At 64.4% G+C, this 15,075-nt stretch carries 12 protein-coding genes; 5 read left to right on the top strand and 7 right to left on the bottom strand.

The window, feature by feature from the left end; genetic code table 11:
• Positions 1–31: 31 nt before the first annotated feature.
• The 3 genes from ABIA40_RS15445 to ABIA40_RS15455 are packed head-to-tail and all read left to right on the top strand — an operon-like array spanning position 32 to position 2,458.
• Positions 32–1,627, top strand: a complete 1,596-nt coding sequence (locus ABIA40_RS15445) for a HAMP domain-containing sensor histidine kinase (protein ID WP_271547250.1) — start codon at positions 32–34, stop codon at positions 1,625–1,627.
• A gap of 44 nt (positions 1,628–1,671) precedes the next feature.
• The gene (locus ABIA40_RS15450) at positions 1,672–1,875 is read left to right on the top strand and encodes a DUF1289 domain-containing protein (protein ID WP_271547251.1); all 204 of its coding nucleotides are present in this window, start codon (positions 1,672–1,674) and stop codon (positions 1,873–1,875) included.
• A 28-nt stretch (positions 1,876–1,903) separates the two neighbouring features.
• Complete coding sequence (locus tag ABIA40_RS15455; protein ID WP_036001607.1) at positions 1,904–2,458, top strand: TIGR02281 family clan AA aspartic protease; 555 nt, start codon at positions 1,904–1,906, stop codon at positions 2,456–2,458.
• Between the two features lie 106 nt (positions 2,459–2,564).
• On the opposite strand, the gene dusA is transcribed toward ABIA40_RS15455, so the two are convergent.
• From dusA to ABIA40_RS15475, 4 genes are all read right to left on the bottom strand, one after another.
• Positions 2,565–3,551, bottom strand: coding sequence for a tRNA dihydrouridine(20/20a) synthase DusA (dusA, locus tag ABIA40_RS15460; RefSeq protein ID WP_271547284.1), 987 nt, complete (start codon positions 3,549–3,551; stop codon positions 2,565–2,567).
• 1,065 nt (positions 3,552–4,616) lie between these two features.
• Positions 4,617–5,915: a lysine N(6)-hydroxylase/L-ornithine N(5)-oxygenase family protein gene (locus ABIA40_RS15465; protein ID WP_271547252.1), complete on the bottom strand. Its 1,299-nt coding sequence runs from the start codon at positions 5,913–5,915 to the stop codon at positions 4,617–4,619.
• A gap of 22 nt (positions 5,916–5,937) precedes the next feature.
• Positions 5,938–6,999 carry a GNAT family N-acetyltransferase gene (locus ABIA40_RS15470; protein ID WP_271547253.1) on the bottom strand — a complete coding sequence of 354 codons (1,062 nt, stop codon included), beginning with the start codon at positions 6,997–6,999 and terminating at the stop codon, positions 5,938–5,940.
• Positions 7,000–7,175: 176 nt separating this feature from the next.
• On the bottom strand, positions 7,176–8,873 hold the full coding sequence (locus ABIA40_RS15475) for a cyclic peptide export ABC transporter (RefSeq protein WP_271547254.1): 1,698 nt from the start codon (positions 8,871–8,873) through the stop codon (positions 7,176–7,178).
• Positions 8,874–9,128: 255 nt separating this feature from the next.
• Between ABIA40_RS15475 and ABIA40_RS15480 the strand changes: the two genes are divergently transcribed.
• Both ABIA40_RS15480 and ABIA40_RS15485 read left to right on the top strand, forming a co-directional pair.
• Positions 9,129–10,229 (top strand): DUF2218 domain-containing protein, encoded by a 1,101-nt coding sequence (locus ABIA40_RS15480; protein WP_404541847.1) that lies wholly within the window; start codon positions 9,129–9,131, stop codon positions 10,227–10,229.
• Positions 10,226–11,080, top strand: coding sequence for an ATP-binding cassette domain-containing protein (locus ABIA40_RS15485; RefSeq protein ID WP_271547256.1), 855 nt, complete (start codon positions 10,226–10,228; stop codon positions 11,078–11,080). Before ABIA40_RS15480 ends, ABIA40_RS15485 begins: the two co-directional genes overlap by 4 nt.
• Positions 11,081–11,086: 6 nt before the next feature.
• Here ABIA40_RS15485 and fhuB read toward each other — a convergent pair whose 3' ends face one another.
• The 3 genes from fhuB to ABIA40_RS15500 all read right to left on the bottom strand — a co-directional run bounded on the left by fhuB (position 11,087) and on the right by ABIA40_RS15500 (position 15,074).
• Positions 11,087–13,093 carry a Fe(3+)-hydroxamate ABC transporter permease FhuB gene (fhuB, locus tag ABIA40_RS15490; protein ID WP_404541850.1) on the bottom strand — a complete coding sequence of 669 codons (2,007 nt, stop codon included), beginning with the start codon at positions 13,091–13,093 and terminating at the stop codon, positions 11,087–11,089.
• On the bottom strand, positions 13,080–14,012 hold the full coding sequence (locus ABIA40_RS15495; RefSeq protein WP_333920062.1) for an ABC transporter substrate-binding protein: 933 nt from the start codon (positions 14,010–14,012) through the stop codon (positions 13,080–13,082). The genes fhuB and ABIA40_RS15495 overlap by 14 nt, the downstream gene beginning before the upstream one ends.
• A gap of 81 nt (positions 14,013–14,093) precedes the next feature.
• Positions 14,094–15,074 (bottom strand): alpha/beta hydrolase, encoded by a 981-nt coding sequence (locus tag ABIA40_RS15500; protein WP_404541853.1) that lies wholly within the window; start codon positions 15,072–15,074, stop codon positions 14,094–14,096.
• Position 15,075 lies beyond the last annotated feature (1 nt).

A 15,075-nucleotide genomic window follows, 5' to 3' on the forward strand; every position in this document is an offset into this window, starting at 1 on the left:
GTCCGGCGTGGGCAGGAATCCGTGTTGCTTGATGAGTAACCCCGCTGAAATGCCTGAGGTCGTGCAGCTTCCGGCCGAGCCGGTGAGCGCGCCATCGGCGAGCAGCCGAAGGGCCGCGGCGCAGCGGGTGCGCGAGGCGCGCGACAAGTTAACGTCGACCAGTGGAACCCGGCCGGCTTTCGACGCCGAGATGCTGCGGCAATACGCCCAGACCCGGCTGTCGGCCTCCTATGTCGTGATGCTCCTGGTGGTGGCGACCGGCGTGCTGTTCGGGCTATGGATGCAGCCGATCCCGGCCGCGGCCTGGACCGCCGGCATGCTCTGCATCCACAGCGCCATGATCCGCAGTTGCCGGCGCTTCCTGACCGAGCCCGCCTCTCCGGCCGCGACACGCGCATGGCGGACGCGCTTCGTCGTGCTCGACCTGCTCTATGGCCTGTGCTGGATGGCGATCCTGATCCATCCCGTGCTCGACATGGTCACGGAAACGCTGATGATGTTCTTGATGCTGCTGGTGATCGCAGTATCGAGCATGCTCGCGGCCAATCTGCCGATCGCAGCCCTTGCCGCCACGGCGCCGGTCGCGGTTGCGATGGCGCTGAGCTTCGTGACGACCGGATCGCTGGACAATTACATCCTGGCAGCGCTGTCGCTCGCCGCCGAAGGCTATTTCGTGCTTCTGGCGCACCGCCTGCACTCCTCCACCTTCGCCACGCTGGAAGCGCGAGCGGAAAAGGACGCGCTGATCGGCGAGCTGGAGCAGGCCAAGGCAATCTCGGACGAAGCGCGCCACCGCGCCGAAGCCGCCAACGTCGCCAAGTCGCGCTTCCTCGCGCAGATGAGCCACGAGCTGCGGACGCCGCTGAACGCCATCCTCGGCTTCTCAGAGGTGATGAAGAGCGAGATTTTCGGCGCGCATGCGGTACCGGTCTACAAGGAATATTCCGCCGACATTCATAATTCCGGCGTGCACCTGCTCAACCTCATAAACGAGATCCTCGATCTGTCGCGGATCGAAGCCGGCCGTTACGAGCTCAATGAGGAAGCGGTGTCCCTGGTCGGTATCGTCGCCGATTGCCATCATCTGATGAAGCTGCGTGCCTCGAGCCGCGGCATCACCATCCACGAAGTGTTCGAGCAGGCGATGCCGCGGCTCTGGGCCGACGAGCGCGCGATCCGCCAGGTCGTGCTCAACCTGCTTTCCAATTCGATCAAGTTCACCCCGCAGGGCGGCGAGATCTGGCTCAAGGCCGGCTGGACCGCCTCCGGCGGACAATATCTCTCGGTGAGGGATTCCGGCTCCGGCATACCCGAGGACGAGATCCCGGTCGTGCTCGCCTCGTTCGGCCAGGGCTCCAACTCGATCAAGTCGGCTGAACAGGGCGCCGGCCTCGGCCTGCCGATCGCCAAGAACCTGATTGACCTGCACGGCGGCACGTTCACGTTGAAATCGAAGCTGCGCATCGGCACCGAGGTGATCGTCACGTTCCCGCCGGAGCGCGTGATGAGCGCGCTTGCCCCACTCTCGGACGATTCTCCACCGCTCCAGCCGGAGAGCTCCGTCGTGCCGGACGAGAAACGCCGGCCGCGGCACAAGCCGATCATGAGTGCCGGCACAGGCTCTTAACGAGATGCTTGCAGACATGCCCGATCATCCCTCACTATGTCCGTATGAGCAAAGAAACGCCGTGCGTCGCCGTGTGCATGATCGATCCCAAGACCAAGCTGTGCTTCGGCTGCGGCCGCACCTTGCCGGAGATCGCACGCTGGCACGCCATGGAGAGCGCGGACCGGCGCGCGATCATGGCCCTGTTGCCGGAGCGCATGACGAAAGCCGGACTGGTGCCGATCGCTGGATCCCCAAAGCACGTCTGATCCGCCTGCGTGCCCTTGGAGGCGCGCGATGATCCGCTTCCTGCTCGTCCTGATCATGCTCGCCGGCACGGCAGGTGCCGTCGTCGCCTATGGCGATCCCGACCAGATCGCGCGCGCCAGCCACAAGGTCTCGCATATTTTTCGCGCACAAGCCGCCTCCCCGGCGCCGGCCGTGCAGATCCCGCGCGGCCAGGGCGGCGAATTCACGCTGCGCGCGAAGATCAACGGCGTCACTGCGCCGATGGTGATCGATACCGGCGCGACGTCGGTGGTACTGACCTGGGAAACCGCAAGGGCGATCGGGCTGCCGCTCGAGATGCTTGAATACGACGTCGATCTCGAGACCGCGGGCGGCCACACCAAGGCGGCGCGGCTCACGCTCGACCGTCTCGCCGTCGGCAAGCTGGTCGAGAAGTCGGTGCCGGCCCTTGTCGTGCAGCGCGGCCAGATGAAGACCAATCTGCTCGGCATGAGCTTCCTCGACCGGCTGGAAAGCTGGGGCGTGCGCGCCGACACGCTGATGCTGACAGGGTATCCGGAGCAGCAGCGCAGTCCCCGCCGCGCGCGTACGGCGGTCGACTAAAGCGCGATGCGATCAGGATGAATCGTCATCGCGCTTTAGGTAGTTGTTTGAACATGATCTTTTCGGAATACCGCTGCGCACTTTTCCGGATCATGCTCCCGCTCATTTAGGCCGCCTCAGCCGGCGCGCGGGCCCCGACACACGTGATCGCCTCGCGTAGCACGTCGAGACCGGCGCCGGGCTTCACACCCTGCTCGGCCAGATGCCGGCGGAACGCACGCGCGCCGGGCACAGCATGAAATGCGCCGACGAAATGCCGCGTGATCGCGTGCAGCCGCGTGCCGTGCGCGAGCTGCTCTTCGATGTAGGGCATCATCGCCTCGAGCGCGTCCTGCATGGTGGCGTGCGGCGCCGGCCCGCCGAAGATTTCGTGGTCGACCGCGAGCAGCCGCCACGGCTCCTGATAGGCGGCGCGGCCGAGCATCACGCCGTCGACATGGGCAAGATGCGCCTTTGCCTCGTCGATGCTCCGAACGCCGCCATTGATGATGACGGGCACATCGGGCATCGCGCGCTTCAGCCGGTAGACGCGATCATAGTGGAGCGGCGGGATATCGCGGTTCTCCTTCGGCGACAGGCCGTTGAGCCAGGCCTTGCGGGCGTGCACGATCAACGCATCGCAGCCTGCGGCGACCACCGCACGCGCGAGCGCATCGAGCGCGACCTCCGGATCCTGATCATCGATGCCGATGCGGCACTTCACCGTGACGGGAACGGCGACCACGCGCTTCATCGCGTCGACGCACCTCGCCACCAGCTCCGGCTCGGCCATTAGACAGGCGCCGAAACGGCCATCCTTCACACGATCGGACGGGCAGCCGACATTGAGATTGATCTCGTCATAACCAAAGTCCTCGCCGATCCGTGCCGCCGCCGCGAGTTCGCGCGGATCCGATCCGCCGAGCTGAAGCGCCACGGGGTGCTCGACCGCGTCGAACCCAAGCAGCCGCACCCGGTCGCCATGAATGATCGCGCCGGTCGTTAGCATCTCGGTATAGAGCAATCCCCACCGCGTCAGGTGACGGTGGAACACCCGGCAATGCCGGTCGGTCCAATCCATCATGGGGGCCACGGAAAAGCGATGAGACAACATATGGATCATATAGACTTTCGAGGCCCCGACGGGAATAGCGGATTTCATGACTGAGCCGGGCCCGACGGCACGCTCTGCGAGCCAATCGGCGCGGGGAAGGCCGGCGCCAGACCAGACGGCAGGCGGTTCGCGGCAGCACGGCGCGGCGCCGCGCTCGAACGCGAAACGTCGAGCGCGACTAGTCCGCTGCCAGCGAGTAGCGCGCGAAGTGCATGCTCACGTGGCCCGCCGGAAGATTTGCCTTGATCTCCCGGTGCACATGTCGTGGACACGCTGCGGCGCTACACCAAGCTCAAGCAGCAGCTCGCGCGCGAGCACTCGGGCGAGCTCGCTGGCTTCGACAGGGAGCGCCGGTCCAATGCTCAAGCTCGTGAGACAGCGTCTGAAAACAATCGACCTGCTTTGTGCCCACGCATGTACCGCCTTAGCCACCAGCTGCCCGCGTGAAACGCGAGGGCGACGCCGATAAGGGGAGAGAACGAACGTTTCCTTTCCGAACGGAAGAACGTCGGAACGCAAAGCGGCAGATGACGCTATCGAGACTCTCATTCACGTCGCGCATGCGGTGTCCGTGAGAGGCCATCCAGTTCTCGATGCGACGCACGCCTGAACGTCCCAAGCCCGGCTGCGCCAGGAGCTCGGTCTTGGTGTGAAGCGACGCAATCTCGAGGAGGTAGTGCATGCGCGTCACGGGCTCTTTGCCAACCAACGCTGCAAGCGGACTGTGAACCAGAATGCCTGCAATTCGCTCAGGGAGAAGGCTTTGCCCCTGCTTGGGAACGAGAGCTTTCCTCACGGTCAATTCCAGCTAACTTTCAGACGTTCCAAGATCGTTCTAAGAACTCCTCTAGCAAAGCCAATCGGCGTTGTCTCACACATACACGCTGCGGTTGATCTCGATTAGACAGGTTCTAGATTGGGAACCCCAAAGCGACAGCGGAACACGCCTGCAGGGTGACCGCGAGAACGCCAGCTATTGTGTAATGAGAACGGGACGATTCGTGCTGCGCTTCGATCTCCATCCGCGCAAGGCTTTTGGAGCTGCGATCTCTCCCGGATCGTGTTCTAGGCAATGAGTTCCCGGCGCGAGATTGTCGCGAGCAGAGACTCCGCAATCTCCTGCGACCGCATGGCAATCACCGAAAGCAGCGTGTCGCTCAGGCCGTGGGAGGATTCCGAATAGCCCTGGAGGTGGATCTGCGGCCGGAACGCCGGATTGGTCACGAGCCGGTAGTTGCGATCCAGCGCCGCATCGCGAATGTAGCGGCGGATCGGTTCGAGAAACCCGTGCGGCGTATCCCTGTCGTATCCCGTCGCCAGAACGACCACGTCATAGGTCGAACGACGGTTTTCGCCGCGAAACTTGTCGATCACGCCGATCTCGATGCCGTCCGGTCCCGTATCCACATTGGTAATCTCGCTGCGGGGACGCAACACGACCCTTGCGTCGCCGCCGACGCGCTGCTGGTAGAGCAGCCGATACAGCTGGTCCAGCAGGTCGGAATCGACGACCGCATAGTTGGTGTTCCGGAAGTTGCGGACGATCGCATCCCGCCGGTCGGCAGGCTGCGCGTAGACGAAGTCCGTATAGTCGGGGTTGAAGATCTCGTTGACGAAGGGACTGCTGTCGGACGGCTTGAGAGCATGGCCGCGGAAGATCAGATCGATATGCGCTTCGGGACATCGGCCCTGAAGATCAACCGTTACCTCGGTCGCGCTCTGTCCGCCACCGACGACGGCCACGCGCACGGTCCGACCGCGCGGGACAACGCGCTCGATCAGGTCGAGATAGCGGCTGGAATGCAGCAGCCTGCGATCGTCGGCAGCCTTGGCAAACACCTGCGGAACATAGGGCTGGCCTCCCACCGCGACCACGAGATTTCGCGCCAGCCGCACAGTCTCCCCGCCGGCGAGCGAGCGCGAATGCACCCGCAACGACGTCACCGTCTGCCCGGCCGTCACCGGCTCGACGGCGACGATGGTCTCGCCGTAAGCGGCCTGCGACTTGAAATGGCTCGCCACCCACTGCAGGTAATCGTTGAACTCGACCCTGCTCGGATAGAACGTCCGGCAGTTGATGAAATCCAGCAGGCGGCCGCGCTTATGCAGGTAGTTCACGAAGGTGAAGGAACTGGTCGGATCGCGCAAGGAGACCAGATCTTTGAGAAACGATATCTGCATGTCGCTGCCCGGAAGCAGCATGCCGCCATGCCAGGTGAAGTGCGGCTGCTTCTCCACGAACAGCGGCGTGCATTTCAGCCGTGATCGCTTCGCGCATTCGTCCAATGCGATGGCGAGTGCGAGGTTGGAAGGCCCGAATCCGACGCCAACGACATCGTGCTCGATCGCAAGTTGATGGGACATGAATCCGCGCTCCGCTTGCGCTTTAAGACGAGACCGTTGGGCCGGCGGCTGCCGGAAGCCAAAGCCGATCGCCGAAGAAGCGTTCGCGCAACAGCATGACCAGGGTCGCGCGCTTATGGGGAAAGTCGAAATTCTTGATCTTCGCGAACCCCGAGCGATCGAGATTGCGAAGCTGCTGCGTATGCGCCGCGGCCGGCTCCCCGACGATCCGCTGCGTACGGCAATCGTCGAGGAACATGTAGTGCATCAGTGACGGCAGCCACGCGCTGATGTAACGACCGCCGCGAAAAGCGTTCTCCCCTACGACCACGTGCCATCCCCGGTCGTAGTCGTCGGCATCATAGAACGGCGCGATGCGATTTTCCTTGGCCCAATAGAGCTCGAAATAGCCGAACGGCTGCTCGCCGAAGCAGCCGATCAACGGCAGCATATGGGGATCGGCCAGGATGCCGGCCAGATATCGCCGATGCTTGTCGAGATCGCCAGCCTCGTTCCAGAATGCATCGACGCGAGGGTCGTTCATCCAGCGGTGCAACAAATCGAGATCATTCTCGAGATCGGCCACACGAAACGAGATGACCTCCGACAGCCAGGGAATGAAACGGCCGTACACCTTTCCCGTCGGCTTTGCGGCGCGGCGCGGATGGCGCTTGCCGTCCGTCATGACGTGGAGTTGCGGCAATGGCGGTCGCCCGGGGTTGACCAGCCAGTTGTCCCGCCGCTGCATGACCAGTTCGGGCAGCAGCACCAGTCGCCCCTCGGACATGATGGCAAGACCACTCTCGGTCAGCTCTCGTGCAAGCGGCGCTCTTCCAGCGAAGTCCAGAACGAGCCGATCGGCGCCAGGTCGCCAGGCAAACAGCGCCTCGGCGGACGCCGACACCGCCCGTGCCGCAACCTCGCGGTCGTCCGAGGCATTCAGGATCTCGATGTGATCGACGCGCTCGCGCAGACGCAGTTCCAACGCGGTCACATCGGCGGCCACGACGCGAAGGCGATCGCCCTCCTGGAAAACGGTCTGGCCAGAATATGGGCCGACCGGGAACGCACGAGGTCCGGTCCCGGAATCCGAAGCCTTGTTCATCCGGCCCTCGCATTTCAATCATCGCTGATGCGTGGTGTAGATCACTCGCCTACAGGCTGACAACAAATGCGCGCACACGCAGATTAGATTCTCTACAAATCTGACGGCCTGTCGCAGAACGGGATCGCATGCTGTTGTTGCATGTGACAAAGAGCACTCGCTCCGTCACAATAGCTCTAAAGCGGCGCGTCAATTGGAACCGCGGAAACGCCTGCGACGTTATCTGCTTTCGTCTCGCTTCCGACGATCTTGCCGTCGCGCAGCCGCACTAGATGATCCGCAATCCCGAAATAGCGATCATCGTGTGAAATCACGATGATGGTCTTTCCGAGACGCTTCAGATCGGGCAGCAGCTCCGTATAGAAGATGTGCCGGAACGCCGGATCCTGATCTGCGGCCCATTCGTCGAACACGAGCACGGGTCTTTCCTCGAGCCATGCATTCATCAGCGCCAATCGCTTGCGCTGTCCGGTCGACAGGTCCGTCGTCGTGAACACGCCGTTCTCGATCGAGACCTTGTGCGCGACCTCCAGCCGCTGGAGATAGCGTTCCGCGACATCAGGAACCACGCCCTCTCCACGAATGAGATCCTCAAACAGATAATAGTCGGAGAAGATGGTCGTGAAGAGCTGGCGGTAATCGTCGCGTGTCTCCGTCAGGACCGGCGAACCGTCCCGCAGCACGGCGCCGCCATGCGGAGCATAAAGGCCTAGCAACAACTTGATCAGGGTCGTCTTTCCGCTGCCGTTCTGCCCCACGATGAAGACGATGTCGCCTTGCCGAACGAGCAGATCAACCGGCCCGAGAACAAAGGGATCGCTGCCCGGCACGGCGCGAAAGGCATAGGTGACGCCGCGAAGCTCGATGGATTCGATGGCGGACTTGCCGGGTGCAGCGGGAGCACTGGCCAGCAGATCGTGCTCGGGGGTCGAGAACTGCTCCGAGAGCCCCGCAATGCGGCGCATCGCGACCTGGGCGCGGCCGAGCGCCGGCAGGATGCCGATGACCTGGTCGATGGGCCCGCGCATAAAGAGCAGCACCAGCACGAAGCCGCTGGACACCGCAGCGGGACTGTCGGGCCACAGGAACGGTCGCAAGGTCAGCGCCACGCCGATCACGACAAAGAACAGCATCGTCCCGAACGCCCGCGCCGTCACGAACAGATTGATCGACCTGATCTGCACCGAGCTAATCCGGTCGACGGTCTGCTGGAGCTGCTCGACATAGACGCGCCGACGGCGCACGCGATTAAGGCGCAGCTCCTTGGCACCTTCGGCGATCGCACGATACTGCTTGTGCAGCTGATCTTCGGCCTCTCGCGCGGTGCTGAAGCCGCGAACGCCGCGCGTCCTCGCATATCCATGCGCCAGCGATCCCAGCACGATGACTGCTCCCGTGATCAGGAAAAGCTGCCAAGACAGCACCGCCAGGTAAACCATGCAGCCGAGCGCGATCACGAGCGACACGAAAAAGGACGAAAAGAAGAACGCGAAATCGCTGATCGTGTCGACGTCCTGCGTGAGAACCGGGATCAGGCGATGAGTCCGGTAGATTTCGAGCTGATCGATGGGCGCAGCCAGAATTTTGGCGGCGAGCGACTTGCGAAGCTCGGCGATGATCCGCTGTCCGACATAATTGGCGCTGATGTCGGCGCCGATGGAACCGACCAGGATCAGAAGGCACAGGCCAGCGAAGGCGAAAAACAGCGTTACCACGTCGGCCTGCGTGGCATAAAGCCCGTGATTCACGACCGCGAGCAATGCCGCGACGGAGGCACCGCCGACCACTCCCAGAACGCTGCCGCCGAGCACGAGTGGCCAATAAGGCCGCAGGAGCTGCAGGATCTGCGTCGTCAGGCCGCTTCGTGAGTTCATGATGAGAGCCGCGCTGAAGGAGACCTGAAGCGAACCTATATGGCCGGACAAGTCGTGCCGAAGTGATGCGAATACATGATGGCGGCCCCGCAACTCCAGCGCTTATTTTCGCTGCTCTTTCGATGGATTCTAATTTGGGATCGGCAATGCCTTTAATATGATGCGGGTAGTATCGCTTTTGCATCGCAGCCGGCGAGCGAGCAGGATTTATGATCCAGAGCCGTGCCAGGCCGCGACATCCGGACATCGAAGTGCTTGCAGGCTGGCATCGGACAGGGCCGGTGGAGAATGAGTTTGGACTTGCTGATCTCCGAAACCCGCATCGCGCTTCCCGACGCCGCCGGCCTCGCCGCGCGGATGATCGATCATCTGGCCGAGCATGACATCGCCTTCGAGGACCGGGACGGTCTCATGGTGGCGAAACTGCCGTTCGGCACCAGTTCCCTCGCCGTCGAGGCCGAAGCGCTCAAGATCCGCGTCGAGGCCAACGACAAGGGCAATCTGGAAATGCTGCGCTCGGTCGTCGCCTCGCATGTGATCGAGTTCGCGGGCGACATTGCTCCGACCATCATTTGGTCCGGTCACGAATCCAGCGGCGGCACGCTGGCCAATTTCCGTGAAGTGCGGCTGAAGTCCGCGATCACCCTGACGCCGCACATGCGGCGGCTGACCTTCACGGGCGACGATATCGCCCGTTTCGTGAATGACGACGACCTGCACGTGCGGCTGTACTTCCCGCCGGAGGGCCTCGCCAAGCCCGAATGGCCGTGGCCCGCGCCCGACGGACGTATCCTGTGGCCGGAGCCCGACCGCAGGCCCGTCACCCGCTATTACACGATCCGCCGCATCGACTTGCAGAGCCGCGAGATCGACATCGACTTCGTAGTCCATGATCATGCCGGGCCGGGCTCGGCGTTCGCCGTGAACGCGACGGCCGGCGCCATCTGCGGCATGGCCGGCCCGCTCGGCCGGGGCATTTGTCCGGCGCGCTGGATGCTGCTGGCGGGCGACGAAACCGCCCTGCCCGCCATCGCGCGAATCTTGGAGACGCTGCCGGCGACGGCGACGGGTGAGGCCTTTATCGAGGTCGCGGATCGGCGCGAGGAAGTTCCGCTGGTCGCCCCGGCCGGGGTAGCGATCCGCTGGTTGCATCGCGAGGGCCGCCCGGCCGGGACGACGCAGCTCCTGGTCGACGCCGTCAAGGCGGTGCGATGGCCGGACCATCAGGACGTCTTCGCCTGGGTCGCGTGTGAGGCGCAGGCGTTGAAGGCCCTGCGCAACCATCTGCGCGATGAGCGAAAGCTTTCCCGCGACCAACTGCTGGCCGTCGCCTATTGGAGCCTGCGCCAACCATGACGATCCAACATGCGCAGACGAGCGAACGGACGCTCGCCTCGCCGACCGACGTCACGCAGGCCTCGCTGGAAGCGCCTGCGCCCTTGTTCCAGCTCGACCAGGTCGGCTTCGCAGTGGCCGGGCGCGCGCTGCTCGAACCGCTGACGCTATCCCTTCCCGCACGCAGCGTCGTCGGGCTGATCGGCCATAATGGCTCCGGCAAGTCGACCCTGCTGAAATTGTTGGCGCGCCAGCAGCCGAGCTCGTCAGGAACGATTCGTTTCGAAGGCCGCGCACTGCGCGCCTGGAGCGATCGGGACTATGCCCGCAAGGTCGCCTACCTGCCGCAGCAGACGCCGCCCGCCGCCGGCATGCTGGTCAAAGAGCTGGTCGCACTCGGCCGCTATCCCTGGCACGGCGCGCTCGGACGGTTCGGTGACATCGACCGCGAGAAGGTCGCAAACGCCATGGCGTTAACCCATATCGAACCCTTTGCGGATCGCCTGCTCGATACGTTGTCCGGCGGCGAGCGCCAGCGGGTGTGGATCGCCATGCTGGTTGCGCAGGACGCCGAGTGCCTGCTGCTCGACGAGCCGACCTCGGCGCTCGACATCGCTCATCAGATCGAAGTGCTGTCGCTGGTCAGGCAGCTCGCCCGCGAGCGCAATCTCGGCGTGGTCGTGGTGCTCCACGACGTCAACATGGCCGCCCGGTTCTGCGACGAGATCATCGCGCTGCATTCCGGGAAGCTGATCGCGCGCGGCACGCCGGACAAGATCATGACGCCGGCCGAGCTCGAAACCATCTACGGCATCCCCATGGGCGTGATGCCGTCGCCGGACCATGGCCATCTCATCAGCTTCGCGCGGTGAGCGCAGTCAACCTCGCTGCGGCCGCAGCAGCCAGATGAGATAAGGTCCGGCAAGCATCATGGCGAAGATGCCGGCGGGCATCTGGAACGGAAAGATCACCATGCGTCCGGCCCAATCCGCCGTGACCATCAGGATCGCCCCGATCAACGCGGCCAGCGCCGCCTGATGCAGCGCACGCTGCGCCCCCATCATCCGCGCCATATGCGGTGCGATGAAGCCGACCAGGCTCAGAAGACCAACCATCAGCGTGGCCGTTGCCGTCAGCAACGCCGTCAGCAGCATGATGATGACACGGCTCCGCGTCAGCGAGATGCCGATCGAACGCGAGGTCGCAGGTCCGAGCGGCAGGATATCGAGCCAACGGGACAGCATTGGCACCATGATCAGCAGAACAAGCGCCGCGGCGGCAAGGATTGCGGCCTCGGCCGGGCCGATCTGGTAGAGCGAGCCTGTCAGCAGCGACAGCAGCGTGCCAATGCGGGGATCACCCGTCGCCAGTGCCATGGCAATGATCGCGCCGAATGCCGCGCTCATGGCGACGCCTGCCAGCAGCACGCGCTCCGGACTGAACTCGGACCGCCGGCTGAACAGCAGCACCAGCGCCAGCACGATGAAGGCGCCGATCCCGGCCGCCGCAATCTGCTCCAGCCGGGTGTGGGCGGGAAAGAGATAGAGCAGAACGATTACGCCCATCGCGGCGCCATAGCTGATGCCCATGACCTCCGGCGCGGCCATTGGGTTTCCGGTCATCCGCTGCAGCAGCGTACCGGCGACCGCCAGCGTCGCGCCTGCTGCCAGCGCCGACACCACGCGCGGCCAGCGCCACGGCCAGAACTCCTGCAAGCCCGACAGGCCGCTCCAGCGCCAGCCGTCGGAGCCGATCCCGAGGGCGAGTGCGATCCAGACGGCAAGCAGCAGCACGACTAAGGCCGAAAGGATCACGCGCCAGGGATGATCGAGCCGCGCCGGAGCGGATGGCGTGAGGTTTCCCATCGGCATGGCGGCCCGCAGCCGCGGCAGCAGCACGAGCAGCATTGGCGCGCCGATCAGGGCAGTCACTGCACCGGCCGGCATTTCGCGATAGCCGGGCGGGATCAGAAGCACGAGTTGATCCGTCAGCCACAGCAGCAGGGCGCCGCAAAGTGGCGCCCAGATCAGCCGGTCGCGAAAGCGGCGCGCGCCCGACAGCATGACGATTGCCGGCGCGGACAAACCGACAAATCCCATGACGCCGACCACGCTGACGACTGACGCACTGAGCGCGATCGCGATGACGAGCGCGAAGACCCGGGCCCTCGTCAATCCGAGGCCCAGATTGCGCGCGGTCTCGTCGTCGAAGCCGAGCAGGGTCAGCGGACGAACCATCGCCGCGATCAGCACGATCGAAATCAGCAGCCGCGGCGCCAGGAACGTGACGTTGCTCCAATCCTGCTGATTGAGGAAGCCGACGCCCCAGATGAACAGACCGATCAGATATTCGTGGTTGAGCAGCACCAGCGCCTGGGTGGTCACCGCGCAGTAATAGCTGACGATCAATCCGGCGAGCACCAGGACGACGGGCGACAGCGCCCGCTTCCAGGTCAGCCCGAACACGCACAGGAACGCAGCGAACCCGCCGCACAGCGCAATCCACTCCCGGCCGAAGGCCAGCAGCGACGGCGCCCACAGCGTCGTCACGGCCAGCGCAAGATAGGCGCCGTTCAGGACGCCGATGGTGCTCGGCTCTGCAAGCGGATTGCGCAACACCTGCTGAGAGACCGTGCCGGCAAGACCGAGGGCTGCGCCGGCCAGCAGCGCCACTGCGATGCGCGGAAAAACGGTGTAGTGCACGAGCATCTGCTGGGGATCGGTGACCTCCGGCCGCCACAACACCGGCAGCCAGGCGCCGGCGGGCAGATATCCGGACAGGTTGCGCCAGGTCAGCGCGGCCGCGGCTGCCAGCAGCAAGCCGATCAGCACCGCCGGATGCATCTCCAAGCCGGACCGGGCCGGCAGTGCCTCAGCCTTGCTCATGGCTTTCCCGCGGCAGACGTTCGGCGAGAAGGCGGGCGAAACGTTCGGCCGCCGGCACGCCCCCATAGAAAAACTGATTACCCAGGACCGTCAGCCGATGCGACCGAAGAGACGGCAGGGTTTGAAGCACAGGGCTTGCCTTCAGTAGCGCTTCGACATCGGCGACCCGCGAGGTCATCAACACCAGCCGCGCGTCCGGAACCGCGGCGAGCACTTCGAGCCCAACACTGGTATGGCCCCATGGGCCGCTCTGTCCGGTCCAGGCATTCCTCAATCCGCACTGATCGAGCACCTCCTGATAGAGGCTGTTCGGACCGAACACGAGCGCGCGGTTGCGCGCGATCTCGCTGACGAGATAGAGCGGCTTGCCGCCGCGACTCTGGAGCCGCTCACGATAGCCGGCCATGGCGACGTCGAAACGGGCGAAATAGGCTTCGCACGCGGACTGCACCCCGAGGCGCTTGGCAAGCTCCAGCGTCGAACGGCGCGCCGTGTCGAGGGGATGCCCGCCGGGTCTGAAGATTGTGAACGTTTCGACCGGTGCGATCAGCTTGAGCCGCGGTATGGCGGCCGCAATGCTGGGATCGATAACGATGATGTCGGGGGCGAAACTCTGCAGCAGTTCGAGGTTTGGCTCCGAACGCAGACCGACCTCCTGAACGCTGGGCGGAGCAGGCGGCTCGACGACGAGCCGGCCATAGCGCTCGATCTCCGGAATCACAAGCGGCACGACGCCGAGCGCCAGGATCGTCTGGGCACAGGCCCAGCCGAGCGCAGCGACCCGGAGCCCGGATTGCGATCCAGCAGTTTGGGCAAACGCCATGGGCCATGTACCCGCAAGGGCCGTGCCTCCGATCGCTGCGCCCGCGCCGAGGAGCGCACGGCGGGACAGCCTATGGTCTGGAATAGACGTGCTCATGGGATCCGTTCAGGCGCCTCTCGCACAGAAGCGCGAGAGATGATGATCATGACATACTCTCGTTCACACTGCATTGCCATATCAGGCCGCCTTTTCGCCAGCGGCGAGAAAGGCCTTGGCCAGCGCCCGCCCGATCGTCGCCCTCGCCCGCAAGGCATCGGCCACGACATTCCCCATGCGCAGGAATTCATGGATCATGCCGGGATAAACGTGCAGATCGACGGGAACGCCGGCCGCCGCCAAGCGGGCTGCATAATCGCGCCCCTCGTCCACCAGGGGATCGAACTCGGCGAGGACGATGCATGCGGGAGCGAGGCCCGACAAATCATCCGCTGCGAGCGGCGCAAAACGCCAATCGTCGCGATCCGACTCGTCGCGGAGATATTGCCGGAAGAACCAATCGACAGTGCTGCGCTCCAGGAGATGGCCGGTACCGTAGCGCTCGTAGGATGCGGAGGTTTGTCGGGAGCTGAGGCCGGGATAAGCGAGAACCTGAAGCACCGGCCGCGGGAGGCCCGCATTCGTCCTCGCTTCGATTGCGAGCGCGGCGGCAAGCGTTCCGCCGGCGCTGTCGCCGCCGACGGCGGCCCGGCGCGGATCGAGCCCGATCGCGCGGCCCTCGAGGCCGATCCAGGCCAGCGCATCGACGGCATCCTCGAAGGCGGTCGGAAACTTGTGCTCCGGTGCGAGCCTGTAGCCGACCGAGAGCACGGCCGCACCGCTGTCCTTGGCGAGGCCGCGGCACAATGGCTGATGCGAATCGAGGCTGCCGACGACGAAGCCGCCGCCGTGCAGGTAAAGAAGAACGGGAATGGGAGTGCGTTCGCTCGGCTGCGCGCTCGCATAGAGCCGCGCCTCGATCGTCGCGCCATCCCGCACCGGCAGCGACAAACGCCGCTCGTAGGCAAGCGCCGGCGGATCGACATCGAGCAGCGGCGAGGACGCATCGAAATCGGCCCGCGCCTGCGCAGCAGTCAATTGCGGAAACGGAACGCGCGCGCCGCTTTCGGTGCCGGCCTGCACCATCTCGAGCAATGCCGCGATATCTGGATCAAGACTCAAA

This window comes from Bradyrhizobium sp. USDA 223 (genome assembly GCF_044909005.1).
In the GTDB taxonomy this organism is placed as follows: domain Bacteria; phylum Pseudomonadota; class Alphaproteobacteria; order Rhizobiales; family Xanthobacteraceae; genus Bradyrhizobium; species Bradyrhizobium yuanmingense.